The sequence below is a fragment of the Ktedonobacterales bacterium genome, assembly GCA_036557285.1.
Lineage (GTDB): Bacteria > Chloroflexota > Ktedonobacteria > Ktedonobacterales > DATBGS01 > DATBHW01.
In genome coordinates, this window is the sequence record DATBHW010000017.1 from 1 (window position 1) to 24,105 (window position 24,105).

General features: G+C 57.7%; 20 protein-coding genes. 4 read left to right on the plus strand and 16 right to left on the minus strand.

The genetic code is table 11. From position 1 onward, the window contains the following. Window positions 1-314 precede the first annotated feature (314 nt). The 13 genes from VH599_05670 to VH599_05730 form a co-directional block, all read right to left on the minus strand. On the minus strand, window positions 315-1,241 hold the full coding sequence (locus VH599_05670) for an ABC transporter permease (GenBank protein ID HEY7347788.1): 927 nt from the start codon (window positions 1,239-1,241) through the stop codon (window positions 315-317). 83 nt (window positions 1,242-1,324) lie between these two features. After that, complete coding sequence (locus tag VH599_05675; protein HEY7347789.1) at window positions 1,325-2,275, minus strand: ABC transporter permease; 951 nt, start codon at window positions 2,273-2,275, stop codon at window positions 1,325-1,327. Window positions 2,276-2,502: 227 nt separating this feature from the next. Then, a complete protein-coding gene (locus tag VH599_05680; protein HEY7347790.1) occupies window positions 2,503-4,080 on the minus strand; it encodes an ABC transporter substrate-binding protein in 1,578 nt (525 codons plus the stop codon). 712 nt (window positions 4,081-4,792) lie between these two features. Then, entirely contained in the window at window positions 4,793-7,777 is a 2,985-nt protein-coding gene (locus tag VH599_05685; GenBank protein ID HEY7347791.1) for an FtsX-like permease family protein, read from the minus strand. 149 nt (window positions 7,778-7,926) lie between these two features. Next, window positions 7,927-8,403, minus strand: coding sequence for a cupin domain-containing protein (locus VH599_05690; GenBank protein HEY7347792.1), 477 nt, complete (start codon window positions 8,401-8,403; stop codon window positions 7,927-7,929). A gap of 123 nt (window positions 8,404-8,526) precedes the next feature. After that, entirely contained in the window at window positions 8,527-8,940 is a 414-nt protein-coding gene (locus tag VH599_05695; protein ID HEY7347793.1) for a GntR family transcriptional regulator, read from the minus strand. Between the two features lie 28 nt (window positions 8,941-8,968). Further along, on the minus strand, window positions 8,969-9,760 hold the full coding sequence (locus VH599_05700) for a crotonase/enoyl-CoA hydratase family protein (protein HEY7347794.1): 792 nt from the start codon (window positions 9,758-9,760) through the stop codon (window positions 8,969-8,971). 115 nt (window positions 9,761-9,875) lie between these two features. Further along, window positions 9,876-11,516: a serine/threonine-protein kinase gene (locus VH599_05705; GenBank protein HEY7347795.1), complete on the minus strand. Its 1,641-nt coding sequence runs from the start codon at window positions 11,514-11,516 to the stop codon at window positions 9,876-9,878. 50 nt (window positions 11,517-11,566) lie between these two features. Next, window positions 11,567-12,259, minus strand: a complete 693-nt coding sequence (locus tag VH599_05710) for a lytic transglycosylase domain-containing protein (GenBank protein HEY7347796.1) — start codon at window positions 12,257-12,259, stop codon at window positions 11,567-11,569. A 14-nt stretch (window positions 12,260-12,273) separates the two neighbouring features. Then, window positions 12,274-12,963 (minus strand): C39 family peptidase, encoded by a 690-nt coding sequence (locus VH599_05715; protein HEY7347797.1) that lies wholly within the window; start codon window positions 12,961-12,963, stop codon window positions 12,274-12,276. Between the two features lie 157 nt (window positions 12,964-13,120). Then, a complete protein-coding gene (locus tag VH599_05720; GenBank protein HEY7347798.1) occupies window positions 13,121-13,702 on the minus strand; it encodes a hypothetical protein in 582 nt (193 codons plus the stop codon). A gap of 435 nt (window positions 13,703-14,137) precedes the next feature. Next, window positions 14,138-14,659, minus strand: coding sequence for a nitroreductase family protein (locus VH599_05725; protein ID HEY7347799.1), 522 nt, complete (start codon window positions 14,657-14,659; stop codon window positions 14,138-14,140). Window positions 14,660-14,929: 270 nt separating this feature from the next. Continuing rightward, window positions 14,930-15,895, minus strand: a complete 966-nt coding sequence (locus tag VH599_05730; protein ID HEY7347800.1) for a glycoside hydrolase family 172 protein — start codon at window positions 15,893-15,895, stop codon at window positions 14,930-14,932. A gap of 249 nt (window positions 15,896-16,144) precedes the next feature. Here VH599_05730 and VH599_05735 point away from each other — a divergent pair, with 249 nt between their 5' ends. Then, a complete protein-coding gene (locus VH599_05735) occupies window positions 16,145-16,960 on the plus strand; it encodes an aminoglycoside adenylyltransferase domain-containing protein (GenBank protein ID HEY7347801.1) in 816 nt (271 codons plus the stop codon). A 72-nt stretch (window positions 16,961-17,032) separates the two neighbouring features. Here VH599_05735 and lysA read toward each other — a convergent pair whose 3' ends face one another. After that, window positions 17,033-18,349 carry a diaminopimelate decarboxylase gene (gene lysA / locus VH599_05740; GenBank protein HEY7347802.1) on the minus strand — a complete coding sequence of 439 codons (1,317 nt, stop codon included), beginning with the start codon at window positions 18,347-18,349 and terminating at the stop codon, window positions 17,033-17,035. A gap of 107 nt (window positions 18,350-18,456) precedes the next feature. Between lysA and VH599_05745 the strand changes: the two genes are divergently transcribed. Further along, window positions 18,457-19,353 carry an alpha/beta hydrolase gene (locus VH599_05745; protein HEY7347803.1) on the plus strand — a complete coding sequence of 299 codons (897 nt, stop codon included), beginning with the start codon at window positions 18,457-18,459 and terminating at the stop codon, window positions 19,351-19,353. An 86-nt stretch (window positions 19,354-19,439) separates the two neighbouring features. On the opposite strand, the gene VH599_05750 is transcribed toward VH599_05745, so the two are convergent. Further along, on the minus strand, window positions 19,440-20,084 hold the full coding sequence (locus tag VH599_05750; GenBank protein ID HEY7347804.1) for a nitroreductase family protein: 645 nt from the start codon (window positions 20,082-20,084) through the stop codon (window positions 19,440-19,442). Between the two features lie 26 nt (window positions 20,085-20,110). Further along, on the minus strand, window positions 20,111-21,097 hold the full coding sequence (locus VH599_05755; protein HEY7347805.1) for an alcohol dehydrogenase catalytic domain-containing protein: 987 nt from the start codon (window positions 21,095-21,097) through the stop codon (window positions 20,111-20,113). A 204-nt stretch (window positions 21,098-21,301) separates the two neighbouring features. On the opposite strand from VH599_05755, the gene VH599_05760 reads away from it, so the two are divergent. Next, the gene (locus VH599_05760; protein HEY7347806.1) at window positions 21,302-22,477 is read left to right on the plus strand and encodes an aminotransferase class I/II-fold pyridoxal phosphate-dependent enzyme; all 1,176 of its coding nucleotides are present in this window, start codon (window positions 21,302-21,304) and stop codon (window positions 22,475-22,477) included. A 73-nt stretch (window positions 22,478-22,550) separates the two neighbouring features. Next, the gene (gene gatB, locus VH599_05765; GenBank protein HEY7347807.1) at window positions 22,551-24,038 is read left to right on the plus strand and encodes an Asp-tRNA(Asn)/Glu-tRNA(Gln) amidotransferase subunit GatB; all 1,488 of its coding nucleotides are present in this window, start codon (window positions 22,551-22,553) and stop codon (window positions 24,036-24,038) included. Window positions 24,039-24,105 lie beyond the last annotated feature (67 nt).

The following is a 24,105-nucleotide window of genomic DNA, read 5'->3' on the forward strand; positions in this document are numbered from 1 at the left end:
CAACTTGATACAAGTGGTTCTTATGAGGGTTTCGCTCATAGGAATGAGTATACTACAGACGAGCCTATCTGTCAAGCGAGAGGAGGGGGCGCTTCCTCCCACGTCGAAAGCGCGTGGGTATCCGCGCCCAAAAACTCATGATCCCTATTGAGGGACGCCTGTGCCTGCTGGCCCCTGAGATGGCCGCCGCCAATGAACCCCTCTTAGGGAGCGCCAGCGCCAGAGCGCCGCAGCAAGGGAGCCATCAGCAAATCAGAACACCTGCCCGACGAGGCTTTCACGTCACGCGTCGCCACAACCACCAGAGGCGAAGTTCACGATTTGCGGAGCGGCATCGCAAGCCGTTTGGCATCGCGTGGATCGAGGCGGTCGCGCAGGGCATCGCCAACTATATTCAGGCTTAAGAGCACCAGAACAATCGCCAGTGCTGGGCCAAGCATCATCCAGGGATCACTAAAGAGAAAGCTTTGCGCAGCAGTGATCATCGAACCCCACTCCGGCGTTGGTGGCTGAGAACCCAGGCCCAGGAAGCTAAGCACAGACTCGTCGAGAATGGCGAAAGAGATTGAAAGGGTTGCCTGGACGAGCAGCGGACTGAAAATATTGGGCAGGACATGCCGCCTCAAGATTCTCGTTGTTTTCGTTCCTGTGCTGCGAGCAGCCGCAACGTAATCTTGCGCCGCAACTTGCAGCGTCTGGCCTCGCGCGAGGCGGGCATAAATGGGGATACGCACGATAGCGAGCGCAACCGCCACATTGACGAGGCCAGGCCCCAGCGAAGCCAAAATGGCGAGCGCCAGGATCAGCGAGGGGAAGGCCAGGAGCGCATCAACAACGGCAGTGATCAACTGGTCAACCCACCCTTTGAAGTAGGCCGCGAGCATACCCAGCAGCACCCCTGCCAGTCCGCCCATCAGAATCGAGATAACCCCAATCGAGAGCGAGATGCGCGCGCCATAGATGACCCGGCTCAACTGGTCGCGCCCAAGCGCGTCAGTGCCAAGCAGGTGAGACCAACTGGGAGGTTGTTCAACAATAGTGGGATGGTAGGTCAGCGGATCGTAAGGGCTGACCTGAGGCGCGAAGATGGCGGCCAGGGTAAAGAGGAGGAGTACGACGCCGAACCACCAGCGCGGATCCCGGCGAAACCCTCTCCACAGGCTCCTGAAGCGAGGATCCCTGGCCTCATCCGCCTGGGTTGCTATTACCGGAGCTTCGTCAATTTGGATTGGCCTTGCCATAACTACTCCTGCAAACTATCGCCAACAGGCTACGACCTTCTGCGAAGATGCGTTACACCACATGGTAAAAAAAACCCCCATTGCTACGACTTGCTGAGACGTATACGCGGGTCAAAGAGAGGATAAGAGACATCAACCAGCAGATTGGTCAGCATATAAGAAAAGGCCACGAGCAGTACGACACCTTGAACCACAGGATAATCTTTCGAGAAAATGCTCTGGATCGCTAGCGCCCCTACGCCCGGCCAGAGGAAGACCGTCTCAATCACAAATGCGCCCCCCAGAATCGAGCCTATTTGCAGCCCGACAATGGTGATCATCGGGACCAGCGCGTTGCGCAAGGCGTGTACATAGTTGACTCGCCTCTCAGAGAGACCCTTGGCCCGCGCTGTACGCACGTAATCCTGCGCCAACACCTCAGTCATACTGGCGCGAATCTGGCGCAGGTTCACCGCAACGGCGCCTGTACCAAGGGCAATCATCGGCAGAACCAGATCGCGCAGATTGCGAACCGGATCATCTATAAGCGGCGCGTAACCGCCGGGTGGGAAGGGACGCCAGACCACAGCGAAGAGGAAAATCAAAACTAGGGCCAGCACAAAACTGGGAACAGCCGTGCCAAGGAGACTGGAAATATTGACCAGCCACTCAACCAGGCTATTGCGATGCGTTGCACTATACACCCCCAGAGGAATAGCCAGCACCAGGGAGAAAAGTAGTGAAGCCACTCCCAACTCGACTGTGACTGGCAGGCGCTGCATCAACGCCTGAGTCACCGGCAGGTGGAGCTGGATCGACACTCCCAGGTTGCCGTGTACCGCCTGCCAGAGCCAGAGTACGAACTGGATGAGAAGAGGCTGATCCAGGCCAAGCTCTTTCCGCAAGGCCGCGACAGTCTGGGGTGTCGCCTCCTCTCCTAGCAGAACACGCGCCGGATCGCCAGGGATCAGGTGGATCAGCAGGAACGCCATAAAACTGACGATCAAGGCCACCGGTATCATGAAAATTATCCGCTGGATAATATAACGCAACATCCTTGGCTCCTCTAAAAAAAGAAAGCTATCAGGGCGCCAAATCCGAGGGATGCAGGTTAGCTTCATCCCTACACACAGGCGTCAGCGAGCTTGCCTCACTGACACCCGTGTGTAGGGATGTGTTGATCTCCTCATTGGCCGCGTGCCGCCTGAGTGGCAGGTGGGCCTGAGGCAAGCTCAGGCCCATCCGAGAAACGGAGCTTGCTTCCGTTTCTTCAACCAACTGGTTACGAACTCACATACACGCTGGCAAACTCCATGATCCCCGTTGGCAGGAGCAGGAAGTTTTGCACTTTCTTCGAAGTTGCCTGAATGCTGACCCCATGAGTGAGGAAGATGTACGGGGCATCATTCACGAGCAGTTGCTGGGCCTGGATATAATCCTGGGCGCGCGTTGCCTGGTCATTGGAGGTGCGAGCCGACTCCAGCAGAGAGTCTACCTGCGGATTGGAGTACTGCATGTCGTTAAAGCCACCGCCAGTGTGGAACCAGGCATACGTATTGCCGTCCGGGTCCGGGCGTCCGCTCCAGCCGACCAATGCCGCCTGGAAGTTATGCGCGGCGGTATCATCCAACAACGTGGCAAAAACCTCTTCTTTGATGTTGACGGTAATCCCCACAGGTTTCAGTTCTGCCTGGATAAACTCCGCTTCCTGTGTTCCCAGGGGACTGCCGCTGGCAATCAGCAAGGTGAAGCTCACATTCGACTGTCCTGACTGCTGTAGCGCGGCTTTCGCCTTATCTACATCGTAGCTGAAGGGCGCGAAAGAGCTGTCGAAAGCCCAGCTACCAGGCGAGAGTGGCCCCTGCGCGGTGACTCCCACTCCTTTGAGTACCGTGTTCAGGATCTCGTCGCGGTTCACTCCCCACGCGATGGCCTGGCGCACATTCACATTATTGAGCGGCGGGGCCTGGGTGTTGAGCATGAAGCCGCCGAAGCTCAAACTGGCCTGCTGTTTATAGATGAGATCAGGGTTCGCTTTGGCTTGAGCCACAAGGTTTGGATTGATAGCATCAGCGACATCAATATTGCCCGTTTGCAGGTTGGTGTACTCCACTGTGCTATCAGTGATGGGGCGATAGGTCACGGAACTCAGATAAGGCAAAGCCTGACCATCCGAATCCTTCTTCCAGTAGTGCGCATTGCGCAAAACGGTGAGATGATCGCCCTTCACCCATTCCTTGAACACAAAGGGTCCACTGCCGGCATTGGTCGGGGTGGTTGCCAGAGCCGTATCACCCAGGCCCTGTACGGCCTTGGGCGAAAGGATCATTCCAGCGCGGTCAGTTAAAGTCAACAATAATGGCGCGAAGGCCGTTGTGAGATCGAAACGCACATGGGAGGCATCAACCGCCACGACATCTTTCACCGTTGAAATCTCACTGAGGCGCGGTGAACTTGGCGTACTGAGGATGCGCTTGATGTTGAAGACCACAGCATCGGCGTTAAAAGGTGTCCCATCCTGGAACGTCACGTCGGTGCGCAGGGTAAATACCAGTTCGGTTGGCGAGGGATACTGCCAGGATGTCGCCAACTCTGGTTGAACGTTGTTCTTAGCATCTACCCGTACCAGGGTATCGTAGAGATTCAACATAACCTGGCGATCATAGAACGAACTTGACTTTAACGGGTCTAGCGTGCTGAGGTCCGCAGCCAGGCCAACCTTGAGATCGCCTCCTTTGGTGGTAGTGGTAGTCCCCGAACCGCAAGCTGAAAAGAGTAGGGCTAATAGGACAAAACAGACTGGAAGGGTGCCCCACACAGCATTGCGCGGAGAAACGCCTTTGACAAGGCGTTGGGCCATAGACCACATCTTGAATTCCCTCCGTTAGTTTGATCCAGGGGCCGCGTGGCCGCGCAGCAAACATCTTGCTGGCGGTGCGCGACCCCTGCTCTCTATGGACACTATACAGACGCCCGCGTCACACAAGCAAACGCGCAGAATAAATCCAAGAGACACGTATCTCTAGCTCAACCTGAGCAACAATTGAAGCAAGCCACCAGTGGTTATCACAAGAATACCATGCGCCGCGCTCACTGTCAAGCGTATAGTAACTTCTACTGCTTCAACCTATAAAGTGAGAACGCCGTTCGCAGGCAGCATCAGCATGTCTTCAGGAGATAACGCATGTCTGTTCTCCCAACATTCCGCAGTTTGCGAACAGGTGATTTTTGATTATTTTGGCAGAGGGACTATAAACTCAGGATGAGCGCGGCTCATGAAGAACGCGGTTCATGCACATCAAGCGCCGCTTCCCTAGATTACATGCCAGGAAACAGTGTTTTGGGCCTGCTCTCTTACAATTCCACTTTATAGCCTGATCCCTGAATTGCCCTGGGGGTTGAGTGCTTCGCCCAACATTCCTTCAGAATAAGGAAAATTGTCTGAACCCAAACTGTGGAATGTGGACGTTACTGTTCATTACGCTAGAAAGTTACATAAAGTGCGTTACAGAGAAAATATTGGTTTTTTAGAGAATACGTCATTTCTAATGACAATCTCACAGATAATCCCCTCAGTCCTCATTGAGCCGCAGCGTCTGGCCGATTGATGGCTTCGCAACAATGCGCGCCATCATCCAAAGCGCCACCACACAGATGAGGATCAGCCCCGCGAAGACAGCGCCCAGCGAAGGGGGCAGAACGATCTGGACCGGCAGCACATGCTGGATCACGTAAAACTCACCGCTGCTGATAGCCGCCCCGTTATTGGGCGCGCCAACAAACACCAGCACCGGAACGATGGTTGCAATCAGCAGCGCGCCAAAAAGGATGCCCAGCAGAAGAGCCGCTGCATAGACCATCCCCTGCTCCCAGATCAACACCCTGGCAAGCTGCCAGGGTGCGCTGCCCAGCGCGCGCAGCACCGCAAAGTTCAGCAGGCGGCTGCGGGCATTCAGCCAGGAAGCGATCAGATTACCCACCAACGCCAGCAGCACCGTGACAATCGCCCCCAGCCCCAGCACCGCGATAAGATCGAGATACAGCGGATCGTATTGCAGGGCAGCAATCATCGCGCGGCGATCATTCAGCGGCGCCAACCCTAACAGCCCGGCGCTCAACGCAGCGCGTATTTTCGTCAGCACAGCAGGATCATCGCTGGTGCGCAGCCAGACATAATTCAGCGCGAGCCGTTCCAGATTCGCTGTCTGGTAGGAGGCGGCCAGTACATTATAATCAACCAGAATACCCCCAGGCGGGGTATAATCGCTGGTTCCTGGGGCATCCAGGCTGTCATTCACCGTTGGGATATGCTGCACCTCAGCAACGGCGGCGAATAGGAGCGCGCTGTTCTGCACAGAAAGCTCAAACCGCGCTCCGCTGGTCAGGTGGAGGTTTTTCCAGGCCAACGCATCTACAATGGCCGGAATAGCAAGTTTTGTAGACGCGCGCGTAAGCTGGCTCATCAGCGATGGCAAGGATTGGGACGAGTCCTGGTCAGTCCAGAGAGCCGTCTGGACAAAGGTCTGCGGATCGACAGCCCTGATCGCTATCGGAATGGTCGAAGCTCCTCCCGCAGGCACTGCGTCGGCTGCAAAGCCCAGCGTCGCCGACAAGACCCCAGGAATCTTGCGGTAGGCGGCTATCCGCTGTGCCAGCGTTAACTGCTCGACAGCGGTATTGACAACGGCGGACTCCTGCGTGATCCCGCTAAAGTCGGCCCCCGTCTGTTGAGCGGCCACATTGAGAATCTGCTGCGACTCCGAAGCCGTGAAGGTCAGTGAAAAGATCGCAAAACTGCTCGCCAATGCCAGCAGCAGCACCATACGCATCGCCTGACGCGGCGCGCGGGCTATCTGCGCCAGCGCCAGCATCGGCGGCGCGCCAGGGCGGCGAGCAGCAAACCGCGCGGCCTGGCGCACGAGCAGGGGAAAAAAGCGCAGAAAGCACAGCACACCCGCAACGACCAGAAAAATGGGCGCGATCAAGGCCAGCGGGGCCGCAATCAACAGATTGACGCGCGTATCGAAGACACCGGCATGGGCCACATAGAGCGAAATACCAAAGCCGGTGAGCGCAATAATCATCGCCACTATATCCAGATAGAGCCGCTGCCAGAGCGGCGCGCGTGTCGCTCTGGCAGCTTCGCGGCGCATCTCAAGCACATCGCGGCTGGCCGAACTCCTCAGCGCCACGATCATTGCAATGACCGCGCCCAGGGAAGCCGCCAGCGCGTACCAGCCCGCTCCAAGCGCGATCCGAAGCGGATTTCCCGCGAGAATATTCAGCGCGCCCTGATCTGCCGATATAAGCAGAGCCTGCGCGATCCAGCGCGTCGTAAGGATGGCAAGCAATGGACCAGCAACTAGCACAATCACGCCCAGGCCAATACTCTGATTCACAAAAGAACCAAAGACCTGCCAGCGGCTGGCCCCCCGGCTGCGCAGCAGGGCAATCACCTCCGCCTGGCGCTCAACCAGCAGATCAGCCATCATGCTCACAAAAAAGAGGAGCAGGCAGAAGACTTGCAGCGCCACGATGTTTACAGGAATCTGGACTACCGCGACACGATCACGATACTTTTCCAGCGTGCTTGGAGCGCCAAATGATTCTACAGGGGGGCCAATAAGTCGTGTACCCTCTAATGTAGAGGTGTCTCCAAATTGCTGAGTAATCTGAAGCTGCGTAACATTCAGCTTACCAATCAGATCATCGAGATCAGCCATGCTGATATGCAAAACATCCAGGTGGTAATACCATAACAGGGTGGGCTTATCCAGGAGGAGGGGCCAAAGCGGATCCTCCAGGCGCGTCAGAGTAGCCAGGAAGCCATCATTCGACATCAACGCTTGAAAGAAGGTAAAGTCTTTTCCCAGGATGCCTGGGCTAAACGTCTCACCATGCCAGTATGGATCGCCGGGGATAGGTATGAACGTACCAACCAGCCGCAGCTTCAACCTTACCTCAATAGGAGCCGTCGAGCCAAGGAACCCCATAGTAGTGGTAAGCACTGTCCCAATGGTTGCAGGGATAGCGTCAGCCGTGGTTGGCGTCATAGCGATCTCTACCTCATCGCTGTTCGTAGCCTGTGGCAGCCGCCCTTTAATCAGTTCCACGTGGGCTGCGCTCGCCTGCATAGAATCGCCAACAAGCTGAAGTTGATCGCCCGCTCTGAAGGAAGCGACATGCAGCCGTGGTGGTTGAATGGTAAAATGTGGCGGGCCACTGAAATACGCCCCCGCGTGCTGCCGCATAAAATCCCCAAGCTCCTTGTTGTTCTGGGCCGCAATCGAGGTTGAGAGTTGAAGCGCGGTGGTGCGGATAACCACCTCTGAATCCGGGGGAGTAGCCGTCAGCACACTGCGCAGCCCCGCCGTCAGCGTGACTTGCGAGAAGAACGGCGTGGTACACACAATCACCACTCCTACCAGCATACCCAGGCCGGTCACGACGAGCAAGCGCCATGTCTGGCGCATCCGCCAGGCAGCCAAAGTCACAGTTGCAGGCAGAACCGTCCGGCTCTTCCGGCGCGGAGGCGCGCTGGTTGAACTGGTCATCATACCCTCTCATCACCTTAAAATGAGTCCATCTCAGGCAAAGAAACGCAGAGGCGAGCATCACTCTATCGCCAGGGATTGTCTGAAGCAGCGGCGAAGGAAGCCCATCATGATCATTACGCTGCTGAGCCAGGAAGATTCACAGCCAGATGTCAATGCCCGCTGCCCTGATGCATGGCAGCATTAGCGACTTGCTGCGCTGCGTCCCATTCGCCCGGCTCCAGGTTCACCACCACTGGCTCCTGGGCATTGCGAACTACCACCCATTGCGACGGCGTATCAGGTGATGGGTTCATTTCCTGGTGAGGCACAAACGGCGGCACATAAATAAAATCGCCCGGTTCCACCTCTTGCTCGTGTTCCATCTTCGCCCCCCACCGAATCTTTCCATGCCCAGAAACCACATAGATGATCGTTTCCAGTTCGCCGTGATGATGCACACCACTGGCAACAGTCGGAGCAACAACGGTCACTCCACCCCACAGGCCCACTGCGCCCGCCAACTGGCGCGAAATGGCCGTGACTCGCTGCATACCTGGCGTCTGGATAGTATTGGCGTCAAACTGATGCGGCTTCACCACACGCACACCCACTTCGGACACCGCCTGCTCTACAGGATGCTCATCCATCGTTCCGCCCCCTGTCTTAATCCGGCCCCGGCCATGTCTCGATACCATGCCTGGCCGCCTGTTAAGAGATGCTGTTGTCTCTGATGATAGAACGCGCCAGCCGTTGGAAGCGTTTCTGAACGCTTAATCTATCGGCTGGCTAAAGACATCTGCCGCCAGTTCCTGAAGCATAGGCAGCGACAGTCCACGCAGCAGCGCATCGGTGCGCACTCGCCCCAACAGCGCCCGGACATGGGCAACATCGCCCGCCTGGGGCGAAGCTGGCCTGGTCAGGCGCGGATGAATCACTGCCCGCGAACCATGCCGCAGCAGAATAATCTCCTCAGTCTCCAGCGCGTGGTAAGCGGTCAGGACCGTATTGACATTAATGCCCAGGTCCGAGGCAAGCTGGCGGACTGAAGGAAGCTGCATCCCCGGCTTTAGCTTACCTTCGGCCACAAAGGCGCGCGCCTGCTCGACGATCTGCATATACTTGGGCAAGGGATTGGTCTCATCCAGCGAGAGCAGCAAAGGCTCCGGCTCCATCGTTTCAGCCATACCTTCCCCTTCCAGAAAATACAATAGCTTATTGAGTCTGAGAAGCGCCCTTCCCCTCCAGATCAAAACGGCCATGTCGGCCCAGCCCCTCGGCGAACCACTGCGCGCCCGCCGCGCCTCCCGCCTGCATGGACGCCAGACCATGTTGAAACTCGTTTGCCAGCGCCTGGTCCCACGCAAGATCGAACTGCTCATATGCCGAGAGCCGATCCCCGCGCATACACACCTGCGGGAAGTGCGCCAGTTCGCTGGCGAGCGCCTCGGCCACCTGGCGCGCCTGCCCATGCGCTGCCACGCGATTGACCAATCCCATCGCCAGCGCCTCCTCCGCGCTGACCGGGCGACCAGTCAAAATCAAGTCCAGCGCCCAGCTCAGGCCGATCAGCCGAGGCAGCCTGATCGTCCCGCCATCAATCAGCGGCACCCCCCAGCGCCGACAAAACACGCCCAGCGTAGCATCTTCCTCCATCACGCGCAGGTCGCACCAGAGCGCCAACTCAAGACCACCGGCAACGGCGTAGCCCGCAATCGCCGCGATCACCGGCTTACTCAAGAGCAGGCGGCTTGGCCCCATTGGCCCGTCGCCTGTCGGTTCCATCCGGTTTGCATGGCCGCTGGCAATCGCTTTTAGGTCCGCGCCAGCGCAGAACTGGCCGTGATCGCCAGCAAACACACCCACCAGCGCGGCAGGGTCCGCATCGAAAGCCCTGAACGCCGCCGCCAGCGATTCCGCCGTCTGGCGGTCAACGGCGTTGCGCACCTCTGGTCGGCTCAATATCACCGTCGTCACGGGTCCGTTGCGTTCGATAGTAACAGACATAACGCCTTCTCCTTATGTTAAGCGCCCCGCTGATCATACCGCCCGTACTCTTCTCATACTATATCAGCTTGAAGAAGTTCGTTCTGCGTGTACCGCCGCCGTCCCTGGCGGCGCATCAGGCCAGCAGCGCCTCTATCAAAATGGAGGCAAAGCACGCCAGACCGGCATAGACCAGAATCGAGATGCTTGGCGGAGTCATAAACCAGTCACTTTTCCATAGGGCTACCTCCACGAACAGCCAGTAGAGAAACCCCACCAGACCGGCCAGGCCCAGCAGCATCACGGCTCTGCGGCGCAGCCAACCGGCCTTGCCGCGCCGGGTGATAACGGTATCATCCCAGCGGATCAGGATTTTGGCGAAGAGGGGAAAGAGCAAAAAGAAGAACACCGAACAGCCAATAGTCACCCCACTCACCAGCGAAAAGACCATGCTCACTGACCGACCACCAAGGGCCAGGCCAGCCAGAAGAACCCAGTAGGCCAGCACCAGCAGGCTCTTTCCCAGCCCGCTCAGCATCGGCCCACCCAGGACAATCTGGCGGGCAAACAGCAGCGACATAAACTGCGGGCCAGGCGTGCGCGGCACAGAGAGGCCAGCAGCCCCCAGGATAGCCAGCGGCGGCGCAGAAGCCGGAACCACTCTGGCCGCTGGATCAAGCGCAGCGCCGCAATCATCGCAGAATACCTCTCCAGGCCGGTTGCGCTTCTGGCAGCAGAGGCAAACATTGCCCCGGCGCGCAGGCATCGCTCGCGCCGAGGGCTGCTGTTTGGGCCGCTTCAGCGGCAATGGGGGCAGCGGCGGCACATTCGCGGGTGATGAAGCCTTTGTAACCAGCGCGCCATTTCCCGCGCCGCTCAGCAAGCCCAGTGCCTGAAGTGTCGAAAACAGCGCCGTCTTATTGCCATCCTGCGCCAGCCGGAGCGCATCAATCATCTCCCCCATTGTAGAGAAGCGTTGTCCAGGATGATAGGCAGTGGCTATCTGAATGATCAGTTCCAACTCAAGCGAGAGAGCCGGGTTCTTTTGACGCGGCTCCAATATATCCCTGGGGCCACGACCGATAGAAGCAGGTGGTATTTCTCCTGTTACCATTTCATAAAGCGTCGCGCCTAGCCCATAGACATCGGTGCGGCGGTCTGTGCCGCCTTTATATTGTTCAGGGGGCGCATAGCCATCGGTTGCTGCTCTGGCGCCGCGCCAGGTCTGGTTGCCCACTTTGGCAATCCCGTAATCAACCACAACAGGCTGGTAGCGCTTCCCCAGCTTCAGCATAATGACATTATCTGGCTTCACATCCCGATGAATAATGTTTTGCTGATGCAGCACTTCAAGCCACTCAGCAATAGCAATCGTCAACTCTATAGCGGTTGATTCGGCAAGCGACCCCTGAGAGGCGATCAACTGCGTCAGCGTCTGACCAGGAACATAATCCATTGCCAAAAAAAACAGATCAACCTGATGATAGTGTTTCTGCCAGAGCAGACCGTCACCGCCGCCCAGCGTTGCCACATGCTGGACCTGCCTCAGAATGTCGGCTTCACGCAGCGCCTGATCTCTACTCGCTGCATCTTCCGCCGCAATCACCTTAATTGCCAGAGGCTTTCCACACCCATCCTCGGCGGCCAGAACGGTTCCCCCACCACCCATTCCCAGCGGCGGGAACGAGAGCCGTATGCCGGTTTGCTGCTTAAACTCCTCCAGAGCCTGGGCATACGGGACCAGTTCTGGAGGGAGCGATCTGGTTGGATATTTCATCACCAGCATTCCTTTCTTCTTCCAGAGGCCAGGAGCTTAAGATCAAGAGCTTACTTCACTGAACAATTCATGATGTTAGGAATATAGTGCTGCGTCTCAGAAGCCATCCGCGCCAGCCAGGCCCAGGGGCTTTTGGGCCAGGCAGCCGAAAACGCCAGATACCAGGCGCTCTCCAGCGAACCTGGGCCAGCGTTATAGGCTGCCAGCGCCAGCGCGTAGCCATAGCGAGCAGACCAGCCGCCATAATGATCGGAAAGCTGCCGTGCACGGCTGGCATATTGTTTCAGATGCCCCACATCCAGCCGCGCCGAAGCATCCAGCGCCTGCCTGGGGTCACGGGGATCAATGCCCATCCCTGCGGCAGTCTCCGGCATAAATTGCGCGATGCCAATCGCCCCCGCAGAGCTATTGTGGACATCGGGATTGAAGCCCGACTCCTGCCAGATTTTCCACTCGAACACCAGGGCGTCTAGCTGATATTTCTTGGCGTCAGCGCGCGCCACCGCTAGCCAGGGCGAGTGTGTAGGCGGCTCAGCCGTCCGACAGGTAGCCGAGCCGCTCAACCCAAAAGCCCGCAGGGTATCGGCGCCGGACTCACCGCTGCCAGGAGATGGAGCATTGGCATTCGTCGTCCAGTGCAGCTCAGCGAGTGTGAAGTCTGGCGCTCCAGCTTGCCTGAGCAAGAGCAGGCTCACGCCGAGCAACAACAGCACCGAGACAGAAACCATCACGTTACGGCGCATTGCCATTCTCCCTTTCAGGGCAGCGAGATGGAGGCTCCCTGCCAGATCACCACGCCAATGCCAGTGAAGAGCGTGTGAAACACCCCCAGGCCGAGCGTGCGCAGGTGATAGCCGCTCGAATCGCGCACCTCCACCCGATCTGCCGTCACCTTGACCACCACCAGCCAATGGCCGACTACGAAATCGGGGTACGGCGTCTGGCGTTTGGCATCCACCACATCAATCAGCACCGGAACGCCCTGGTCCGTCACGTGCCGCAGATCCTTGAGCTTCCAACTCCAGAAGGTCGTGGCCGCAAACCCATAGCTCTTTGCCACCGACTCCAGCGCCTCGACATGCAGCAGCCCATGCTGAGGGGTAATGGCCTTTTTCGCAATCAGGCGATCAAGCACCTGCCCAATGCGCACCGGTGCTCCCCAGGCGCGCAAGGCCATTGTCAGCGCCGCTGGCGAGCAGGCGCTGGGCCACCAGAGGGTATACTGCTGGCGGGTATCCCACCCGATGCCAGGATCGCCCTGGTACAGCGCCTGTACCTGGCCCGCAATGGGGCGCGGAGTAGGCGCAGGAGTATTCATCCCCGGAGCCTGCGATGTCGCCCAACTCACCCCGTAGAGCGCGGCAGAACCACCCATGCTCAGCAGCAGACTGACCAAAACGCCCGCTGATATGAGCAGCGACAGGCACATGACCACTTTTCTGGACATAAAGCAGCTCCAGGCTCCAGCGCCTTGTCAGGCACACAGATTGCTCTGTCTTCAAGTTACACAAGAAAAGCTCTCTTAAACAGGGAGCGTATTGGTAGGGATGAGTGGGTTAGGAAAACAACGTGCCGTTTGGTCAGAAGGAGAGGAGAAGAGAACCTCAGCTTCCCAATTTTTGCAACGCCTGCGTCAGCTCAGCGGAGGTCGGCGCGCGAAAACCAGGGGCCTGCGGGTTTTTCTTCACCGCATCCACATTATTGACCAGAACCGTCGTAAACTGTGTATGGTATGCTAGCCCGCCCTTGAGCCTGATCACCAGGTCCAGCCTGCCAGATTGGAGCACCTCTTGCAAGGAGGCGGTAAGCACGCTGCTCCCATCGGGGATCGCTATCTGTTCGTTGACTTTCATCACCGTCACCCGGCTGGGATCGTTCGCATCAACCTCAGTGACAATCAGGGTGTGATCGTTAAAGGCTACGGTAATCTCGCTCATGCCGCCATGTCCGATATTCTCTACGAGCGTCACGGCATTGTTGGTCCCGTTTCCCCAGACGAGCGTGGTATAAGTGATCCACTGCACAGCAAGATAGAGCAGCAGGCATATGATCGCAAAACCTGCAAAGAGCATCCCGATGGTCCACTTCCCCCACATGCTAAATCTGCTCGCCAGATATTGCGTTACTCTGCCTGGGTTCCTGGCGGCTTTAATAGCTGCCTGATTGACAGGTGCATTCGCAGGCATGGTTTTCCTCCTATCACAGATGTAAACAGGACAGTTAAGAGGCTTCCCCAAGCTCATGTTTGAGGTTTCAAGGTTGGCAAACAACACGGACGCTGCCTCAGCGAGCCAGGATATGCTGTGCTGAAAAGCGCACATGGTCAGATCAGTGTGCTAAGCTGATTTCACAGAGCGCCTGTTGTGAATCAAGGCGCGGCGCTGGCATGAGTGGTAACAGCCTCATGCTCAGATGCAAAACCTTCGCTACCTGCGCGGGCGCAAGCTTTGTTGCTCGTGGCGGCTTACAACATGGACACGCTACAAAGCCCTCTTGAACATAGGTTTTACATACAAGTGTTCTATTACAGGCAATAATAGAACGTAAGTTCTATCTTGTCAAGAGGGCTATAGGAAAATTTTAAGCGGCTTTCCCTGGGATCCGAGATATTGGATGCGCTGTTACTCAGGAAGAGCCTGGGTGAACGGTTGGCCCCACCGCTCCCGGTGCGCAATCTCGCCCAGTGGTTTGCGATTCTTCTTCCCTTTGCCGAGCGCGGCCACCGGATAGCCAAAGGCCAGAATCGCCAGAATCTCAATCTCCTCAGGAATGCCCAGCACAGAATTGACCTGCTTGAGATTCTGGAAACCGACCCAGTTGGAGCCGACGCCCTGTGCCCAGGCGGTCAGCATCATAGATTGAATGGCCCGACTCGCATCAGACACCGCAAAGATGCTCGCTTCCATACCCACCACAATCGCCAGCGAGGCTTGCGCGAGATACCGCCCGGTGGGCGCGAGCGCGCCGAGTTGGCGCAGCGTGTCCTTGTTCTCTACGACGACGAAATGCCAGGGTTGGCCGTTCCTGCTGCTCGCGGTCAGGTGGGCCGCTTCGACGATTTGCCGGATGACGGGTTCGGGGACAAGTTTTTCTTGAAATTGGCGTACTGCCAGGACTGTGCGAACCGCTTCAAAGACCTCCATGCTGCTCCTTCTTTCTGTTGTACCCTCATTGGGCCTAGGTGCTCTTGCCTTCCGACCTGGCGCTTGCACACATGCACAAGAGGGGGTAGGTAATGGTCGGACCTACACCGCCAGAGACTAGCCGACTGCTTTGACACTCCCCATCACTTGAGCGATGGGCTTTACGCAGCCCTTGGTATGGACAGCATAAGATGCTGCCTCAACCTGGTCAACCCCTGTGAGCCAGCATCGCCTACCGATCAACCGCAAGAAACGGCCCAGCCGGAGGCGTTAAGACAAGCTGATGTCAAGCGATGCTGGGGGTGGAAAGGGTGTATGTGGCTCGCGCTGATACCAAAAGGCTGTGGAAGCGATATCGTCCTGGAGAGGAAGGTAGTGCCCCTCTTCACGCCAGCCCAGAGCTTGAATCGTCACCCGCAGTTTGTCCTCGAACCGGATGGGATCGAGAATATGCCAGCGATACAGGCCAAAGCGTTGTCCACTTTGGAAGAACGCTTCGGGTGGTATGACCTGGGGCAAGCCCAGAAATGGCGTGGTATAGGCGCCATAACGCCCCTGCGGGGCCTCAAAACACCAGGCGCCTCCAAAATAATCCTCGGTTCCTGTCCCACAGATGGTAGGGAACTCCTCATCCTCATCCAGATAAAATTTGATCTCCCCTTCACCCCACCAGCCTGGGCTGTTGGACTGCCAGGCGAGGTACGTCCCAACATAGTGTCCTGGGCCACGAACCTGATCCAGCAGCGTATGGACCTGCTTATACGCGAGCGGGTTGCTCCGTCTCCAGTGGGCGTGAAAATAGGCGCTATCCAGCGGCACATCGGTCAGCGCATAATCCACCTGGTAGAACAGCGTCACCTCCTCCGCACTCCGATTCTCCAGGGTCAGGCGCGCGCCCTGCCGAAAAGGCATCGGCCAGTACGCATTCATCCCTCCCATCGGATTGACGGCAACAGGCAGCGAACTGATCTGGCAGGGTTCACACCAGCCGCTGGCGAAAAAGTCACCATAGGGGCATTCAACTGATGGTGTGTCCTCTCCATCCCAGTAGGCCCGCAAGATCAGGTGCCGCCAGTGTTTGGGAGCCGTTGTCATCCAGAGATGCTGGATAACGCCAGGCTCTTGGATGGCGGCTAGCAGAAAGACATTCTGCGGAGGTATTATTACTGATGGGGAGATTTTCCACCCCTGCCCCAGTTCACGGGCATGCCAGGCGCCGGTTCCTTCCGTCGCCATACCCCCACGTCCTTTCTCCCCGGTCCTGTTTTCAGCACTGATCGAACGCGACTTCGCCCGAGAAAGCTGGGGGAGATTTCCCAGCCCGAGATTCAGGACAGGAAACGGCTGCGCTTCCATTGTTCCGCTCTTTCTTGCTTAGCTTAGCGTATGATGATACCTCTATGCAAGGCTTTTCCTTGCCAGGATAATAGCATCTAGAGGCGAAAGCGCCGCAAAGCATGTCATCGTTGAGAAAGCAGGTGAGCAATGGAAAGCATTCCCACACCCTACCCCGATCTCAATGTGGTGCTCCAGAACCTGGTAGAAAGCGTCCAGCTAGCTCTTGGTCAGAAGTTCATGGGCGCTTACCTCCAGGGGTCATTCGCCGTTGGCGATTTCGATGAGCATAGCGATGTGGATTTCATCATCGTCATCACCGATGACCTCGCTGACTCTGAGGTATCAGCCCTCCAGCTTATGCACGCACGTTTGTATGGGCTGGAGAGCGCGTGGGCGCAGCATTTAGAGGGTTCTTACTTTCCCCAGCGTATCTTGCGGCGCCCTCCTCAGAGCAACGGTCTGCTCTGGTATCTCGATCATGGGAGCCGCTCACTCATTCAATCCGATCATTGTAATACCCTCCTGGTCAGGTGGGTTGTGCGCGAACAGGGGATACCTCTGGCTGGGCCTGCTCCTGTGACCCTGATCGATCCCTTATCGGTGACTGCATTACGCCAAGAAATGCTGGCAACCATTCAGGACTGGGGGCAGGACATCCTGGCCCATCCTGATCACTACCAGAACCGCTTTTATCAAACCTACATCGTCTTGCAGTATTGCCGCATGCTCCACGATCTGCACAACGGATTCCCTGGCTCCAAGAGAGCGGGCGCAGCTTGGGCCAAAACCACCCTGGATACTTCCTGGAAAGGGCTGATTGATCGCACGTGGGCTGGCCGACCCAATCCGGCCCTTTCTGTGCGCCAGCCTGCCGACCAGGCAGATTTCCAAGCAACGTTGGAGTTTGTCCGCTACATCATCAACCAGAGCAGGAGCTATGCAACAGCCAACCATCTTGAATAAGTGGTCTTTCCCTCTCAATGTGGCCGATTGATACCGCCTCGTTATTCAAGCTGCTCTGCGACCCACCGTATATCAGGTGGCGAGCAGGTCGAGGCGCAGCATATCCTCCAGCGTTTCACGGCGACGGACCAGTCGGGCAGACCCCTCGCGCAAGAAAACCACCGCTGGTCGTGGGACCATATTATAGTTGCTCGCCAGCGGCAGGTGATACGCTCCGCTCACCGGGATCGCCAACACCTCCCCCGCCTCCGCTGGCGGCAGCGCCACTTGCTCGATTAAGGTGTCGCCCGATTCGCAATAGCGTCCAACCACCCGCACCTGCTCGGTGGCGGGGACCGTTACCCGCTCGGCCAGTACCGCGTGATAGGCTGCTCCATACAAGGCTGGCCGCACATTGTCCCCCATCCCGCCGTCCACCGCCAGCACAACGCTCCCATCAGCCAGTACTTTCCGTGGCCCAACCGTATAAAGCGCGATGCCCGCCCGCGCGACAATCGCCCGCCCTGGTTCCACCACCAACCTCGGTGGAGACAGACCGCGCTGCTCCACCACCTGTCGCAGAGTGGTCGTCAAGGTTTCGGCGTATATCTCGATGTCGGGCGACTGCTCCTCTGGCAGCGAAGCCACCCCCAGCCCACCTCCTGGACTTATCTCACGGACAGTGATCCCGTAGCTCTCGCCCATCGCAGCCGCGAAATCGCCTAGCGCCCACAGCGCCTGCGCCAGCGGCTCCAGGTCGCTGAGGTGGGAGCCAACATGCGCGTGCAATCCGACCAGATCAAGCCAGGGCGAGACGCTGGCGCGGGCGACAACCTTGGCTGCGCTGCCATTGGCGAGGGGAAGTCCGAACTTGGAGGCGGCGTGTCCTGTTTGCAGATGACGATGTGTCTGGACGGGGACATCCGGGCAGAGGCGAAGCCAGAGAGAGACGCGCTGTTGACGCCGGGCTGCCCATGACTCGATCTGCTCCATTTCCTCCAGACTATCAACCACGATGCGCCCCAGGCCAACCTCCAGCGCCGCCTTCAACTCCGCTTCTGGTTTGAAATTGCCATGCAGGTGCATCCGGGCGACGGGATAGCCTGCCGCCAAAGCCAGGCCCCATTCGCCCGCCGAGACTACATCGAGTTCCAGCCCTTCCTGAAGCAGTATCTGGCAAAGCGCCGGGGAGAGATACGCCTTGCTTGCATAGGCAATGGCGCTCTGCGTCCAGCGCGAGGCAAAAGCTCGACGAAAGGCCCGACACTGGCTCCGAATGGTTGCCTCGTCAAAGAGGTAGAGCGGCGTTCCATACTCACGCGCCAGGCTCGCCAGAGGCACGCCAGCCACAGACAGGCGCCCGACCTCATCCACAGCAATGGTATCCGGCCAGAGATGAGTATGGATCATAACGCAGCCCTCCGGTACCTTGATTATTCGTCAAACTTCATAATAGTCCTCGCTGGCAAGCCTTGAAGTGGGTATATCCCTTGCAGATAGAAAGGAAGATAATGCCTATGCAAAGATCAACACCTGGAGAAATATACGCCCTCCCCGATGGGAGGGCGCTTGGGTTCGCTCAATTTGGCTCGCCCGATGGAAAGCCCCTTCTTTTCTTTCACGGCCTGGGAGCTTCGCGGCTTACCCGCCACCCTGATGATTCTATCGCGGCGGGGCTGGGAGTTCGCCTGATAACGATTGATCGACCCGGCATTGGCCTTTCCGACCCCAAACCTGGCCGGACTCTGCTCGATTGGCCCGACGATGTCGTGGCGCTGGCAGACGCCCTGGGAATCGGCCAGTTCGCAGTTCTTGGATGGTCAGGCGGCGGGGCGCATGCTCTGGCCTGTGCTTACAAAATCCCCGAACGCCTCTCAGCAATAGGCGTGGTCAGCGGCGGCGCGCCCCTGGCTGGCATTCACCCGGCAGATTACCTGACGCCCCAATGGTGGGGGGCAGCGCGTATCGTCCAGGTTGCTCCCTGGGCCGCGCGCCTATTTGCCTGGCAGCAGGGCCGACAGGCACGCCACAACCTATACCAGACATTGGAGGCGATCATCGCGCGGTATTCAAAGACAGATCGGGCGCTTCTGGACAACCAGCGCATGCGCGCCATGATGCTGGAAACGACACTAGAACTCTTCCGGCAGGGCAGCCGTGGACTCTATGATGATATGCTGGTGCTGGCGCGTCCCTGGAGATTTCGTCTCGAAGGGATTCTCAAAGAAGTCTTCCTCTGGCATGGTGAAGCGGATACACTTCTGGCGCCTGCCTTTGGCCGCCATCTAGCCCAGACGATCCCCAACTGCCGCGCTACTTTTTATCATGGAGAAGGTCATTGCCTCCTGCTTGCCCACTGGCGAGACCTCCTCATGGCCCTGACTATGCCAGAAACGACTCATACGAAGAAATAACCCCGAGCAAGTCGTTTCCTCTGCTCACTCTCTGAAAAACCTCCCAGCACCGAGAAAAACCTCCCAGCAGAGAAGGTATACCGACATTACCAGTGATCCCAATGCGCCACAGTATCCAATGGCTCGCGCTGTGCCGGAGAAAAGTCCACACCTTTGGTATAAGCCACAGGAATCATCGCCGCCTGGGTGATTTTCTCGTAGGGAATGCCGAGAAGCTGCGCCGCATCTTGCTCAAAGAAGAGGTGGATGGTCGTCCAGACGCTCCCCAACCCGCGAGCGCGGGCGGCAAGCATGAAACTCCAGGCGGCAGGCAAGATAGACCCCCATACTCCAGCCTGTTCGACACTGGATTTCCCCTCCAGGCGACCCTTGATACAGGGGATCAGCAGAACAGGCGCTTCGTGCATATGGGCTGCCAGATAATCCGAAGAACTGATAACCCGCTGCAAGGTCTGTCCGCGCGGCGTTTCATCTACGACTCGTGGGGCAACACTGGAGCGATAGACCCCATAGCCGCGCCGATAGATGTCGCCGAGCGCCTGGCGCTGTGCCGGATCGATCACCACAACAAAATGCCATTGTTGGCGGTTGCCGCCGGTGGGCGCCTGCAAGGCAATCTCCAGGCATTCTCGAATGACTTCGGGTTCGACAGGGCGGGAGAAATCGAGACGTTTGCGCACTGAGCGGGTGGTCGTCAGCACCTCGTCAGCGGTCAGGCCAAGTAGGGGCATGAACATACTCCTATGAGACGATGAAATTAGCGGGCAGTGGACTCGTTCTGAGCCATCTCCAATTGCACCTTAAGCATACCATGCTCTGCGGCTCGTGCAAATGCTTCCACTCCTCGATCCAGCGGATAGGTAATGCTCAACAGCGGGGCTACGCTGATACGTTTTTGTTCAAGGGCGCGCAGGGCAGGCTCGAACGGCCCGCAGCGCGAGCCGACAAGAGTGATCTCATCAACAACAAATGGGGCCAGATCGAGGGTCGTCCGGCTTGCCACCGTACTCTTCAGCACGATAGTTCCACGCGGCTTCACCAGTTCTCTGGCGGTTTCCAGACCAGACGCGCTTCCAGTGCATTCAATGACCAGATCATAGGCCGCTGCTGAACGAGGCGCGTCATCGGCTCTGCTAGTTGCTATTCCCAGCCTGCTGGCAATGGCTAATTTTTCTGCGTGCCTCCCCTGTATCGTCACCTGCGCTCCCGTCAGCCGCAGCGCCTGGGCCGCCAGCAGACCCAGTTTGCCGTCTCCCAGCACTAATACCGCCCTGGTTGGCCGCGCCTGGACCTGCTCCAGTATCTCAAAACAGGCCGCCAGCGGCTCAACGAAGGCCGCTTCAGCGTCACTTACGGCATCTGGAACTAGATGCAGGTTCTCAACCGGAAGCGTCAGGTACTCGGCAAAAGCCCCATCCTTGTTGAGAATGCCCAAGACTCGCCGATTCTGGCAGTGCGTTCGCAGACCCTCGCGGCAGCGCGGGCAAGAGCCGCAGCTTATGTTAATCTCACCGACCACCCTGCGCCCAATCAATTCTGGATGAGTATCACAAACCTCGACCTGGCCGACAAACTCGTGGCCGGGAACGCCCTCGAAGCCTTTGTAGCCCTGCTGAAGCTCCAGATCAGTGTTGCAAATCCCAGCGCGCAGGACACGGATAAGCGCTTCATCCGGTAAGGGATCGGGACGAGGGTAGTCCTGAATAAAGCGAATCTTGCCCTTGGAGAGATAAAGCACTCTCATAGCTCACCTTTCCTCTATGCTATTCCGTCTTCTACCTCACTGCACGCCGATTGAAAGCCAGGCGTCCATGTGCTATCATAGAACCATCACCAACAGTCTCTGACTTGGGAACGGCTTGTGCAGAAGCGCCGTATGGCACGATACACAACCTCACTGTCGTCATCGGCAAAGAAGCTTCTAAGCAGCTTTGATTTAAGGAGCATCATGGACTACGTTATCAAGCGAGAACTTCTGGCCGAGCGCGTGCGCCTCGTCAAGCCCTCCGGTATCCGCAAGTTCTTTGATATTGTGGCCGGGATGCCTGATGTCATCTCGCTGGGCGTGGGTGAGCCGGACTTTGTGACTCCTGAACATATCCGCCGCGCTGGCATTGCCGCCATAGAGCAGGGCGACACGCACTATACCTCAAATTATGGCACACCCCAACTCCGTCGGGCCATTGCCCAGCATCTTCAACAGCGTTATAAGCTGGACTACGATCCTCAGCACGAGCTTTTTGTGACCGTTGGCGTGAGCGAAGGCGTTGACACCGCGCTGCGCGCCCTCATTGACCCCGGCGCTGAGGTCGTCACGCCGGACCCTGGCTATGTCGCTTACGAGGCCGGTATTCTTTTTGCCGGTGGTGTCCCGGTGCCAGTGCCGACGCATGCGAAAGATAACTTTGAAGTAAAAGCAGCGGCCATCGAGGCAGCGATTACGCCACGTACCAGGCTGATCCTCTTTGGCAACCCGAATAACCCGACTGGCGGTGTCATCGAGCGCCATGAATTGGAAGCTATTGCCGAGGTAGCTCGTCGGCATGATCTGATCGTTCTGGTAGATGAGGTCTATAGCCGATTGACCTATGACTTTGAGCATATCTGCCTTGCCACGCTGCCGGGGATGCGCGAGCGCACCGTGTTGCTCGACGGCTTCTCGAAAGCCTACGCGATGACAGGCTGGCGCATCGGCTACGTGGCCGCTCCCCAGCCGATTCTGGAGGCTATGCTCAAAATCCATCAGTATGCCATCATGTGCGCTGCCTCGATGAGCCAGGCCGCCGCGCTGGAGGCGCTGCTGCATGGTGAAGAAGATGTGCAGCAGATGGTCGCCAGCTACGCTCAGCGCCGCCGCGTAATGGTGGATGGCCTGAACCGCATCGGACTGGCCTGCGGCGACCCGAGAGGCGCGTTTTATGCGTTTCCCTCCATCGTATCTACTGGTATGACTTCAGAGGAGTTCTCCGAGCGCCTCTTGTTTGAGGAAAAGGTGGCTGTCGTCCCTGGCAGCGCCTTTGGCGCTGCTGGCGAAGGGTTTGTACGCTGCGCCTACTGCACAGCCCAGGAGAAGATCGAAGAGGCATTGATACGCATCGAGCGTTTTGTCAAACGACATGTTTGACGTTCTGGTAGGATTTCAAGAACAAAGAGCAACGCATCTCATTGGATAGCTCTCTGGTGTATATGAGGCGGTGATGGCGACACTATCTGCTGTGGATTATGAAGTGGTAATCGGGTTGGAGGTACACGCCCAACTCCTGACCGCGAGCAAAATGTTCTGCCGGTGCAGTGCTGACTACGCTGATGCAGCGCCCAATACCCATAACTGCCCGATCTGTATGGGCATGCCTGGGGTGCTGCCAGTCATCAACGAACAGGCCGTAGAGTATACGGTCATGACGGCTCTGGCGCTCAACTGTACCATTCCCTCTTTCTCAAAGTTCGACCGCAAGAACTACTTTTATCCCGATTTGCCCAAGGGCTACCAGATCTCGCAATATGATATTCCACTGAGCCGCAATGGTTATCTGACCATCAGGCTAAAGGATGAGGAAAAGCGCATCGGCATTCATCGCGTTCACCTCGAAGAAGACACCGGGCGGCTGCTTCACCGTGTTGGGCCGGATGGCGTCTCGTACAGCCTGGTAGACCTCAACCGCGCTGGCGTGCCGCTGATGGAGATCGTCAGCGAGCCAGATATTCGCTCAGCCGAAGAGGCGCGCCTCTATCTGCAAAAGCTGCGGACTACGCTCGTCTACCTGGGCGTCTCCTCGGGGCGCATGGAAGAGGGCAGCCTGCGCTGCGACGCAAACATCTCTGTCCGACCCGCCGGGGACTCGCGGTTGGGCGTCAAGACCGAAATCAAAAACATGAACTCGTTCCGCTCGGTGCAGCACGCGCTGGAGTACGAAGCGGCGCGGCAAATTGCCATACTGCGCGAGGGCGGGAAGATCTCTCAGGAGACGCGCGGCTGGGTGGAGGGCAGAGGGATAACGGTCTCTCAGCGCAGCAAAGAGCAGGCGCACGATTATCGCTACTTTCCAGAGCCGGACTTACCGCCCCTGGTGCTGAGCCAGGAATGGGTGGACAGCGTGCGCGCTAAAATGCCGGAACTTCCCGACGCCAAGCGCCAGCGTTTCATGCAGCACTACGGCCTCAATGCCTATGACGCCGAGCTATTGACAGCGGAACGGGCGCTGGCCGATTATTTTGAGCAGGCTGTTGCCGACGCTTCTCAGGGAACATTGCCTGGGCGCGCCAAGGCGCTGGCAAACTGGATCACTGGCGATCTTTTGCGTCTGCTGAACGCCGCCGGTCAGGAGATCAGCGCCTGCCCGGTGACGCCTGCGGGCCTGGCCCAGCTCGTTGATCTGCTGGCCCAGGAACGGATCAGCGGCAGCCAAGCCAAAGACGTGCTGGAAAAATCGTTTGCCACCGGCGGGCAGCCAGCAGAAATTGTGGAGGCGGAGGGTATTGCTCAAATCAGTGATCAAGCTGAGTTGGAGCGCATGATAGAGGAGGTAATTACAGCCAATCCAAAAGCGGTAGAGGATTTCCAGCGAGGCAAGGAATCTTCAGTCACCTGGCTGATCGGCCAGGTCATGAAACGAAGCGCCGGACGCGCGAAGCCCGCCCTGGTACGTCGGCTGCTGCTGGAAAAATTGCAACACAAATCGTCGTAGCCTGTGGCGAACTGGTAGGAGAGAAACGTCTTTCTAAATGAAAAGACGTTTCTGTTCTCTAGCAAAC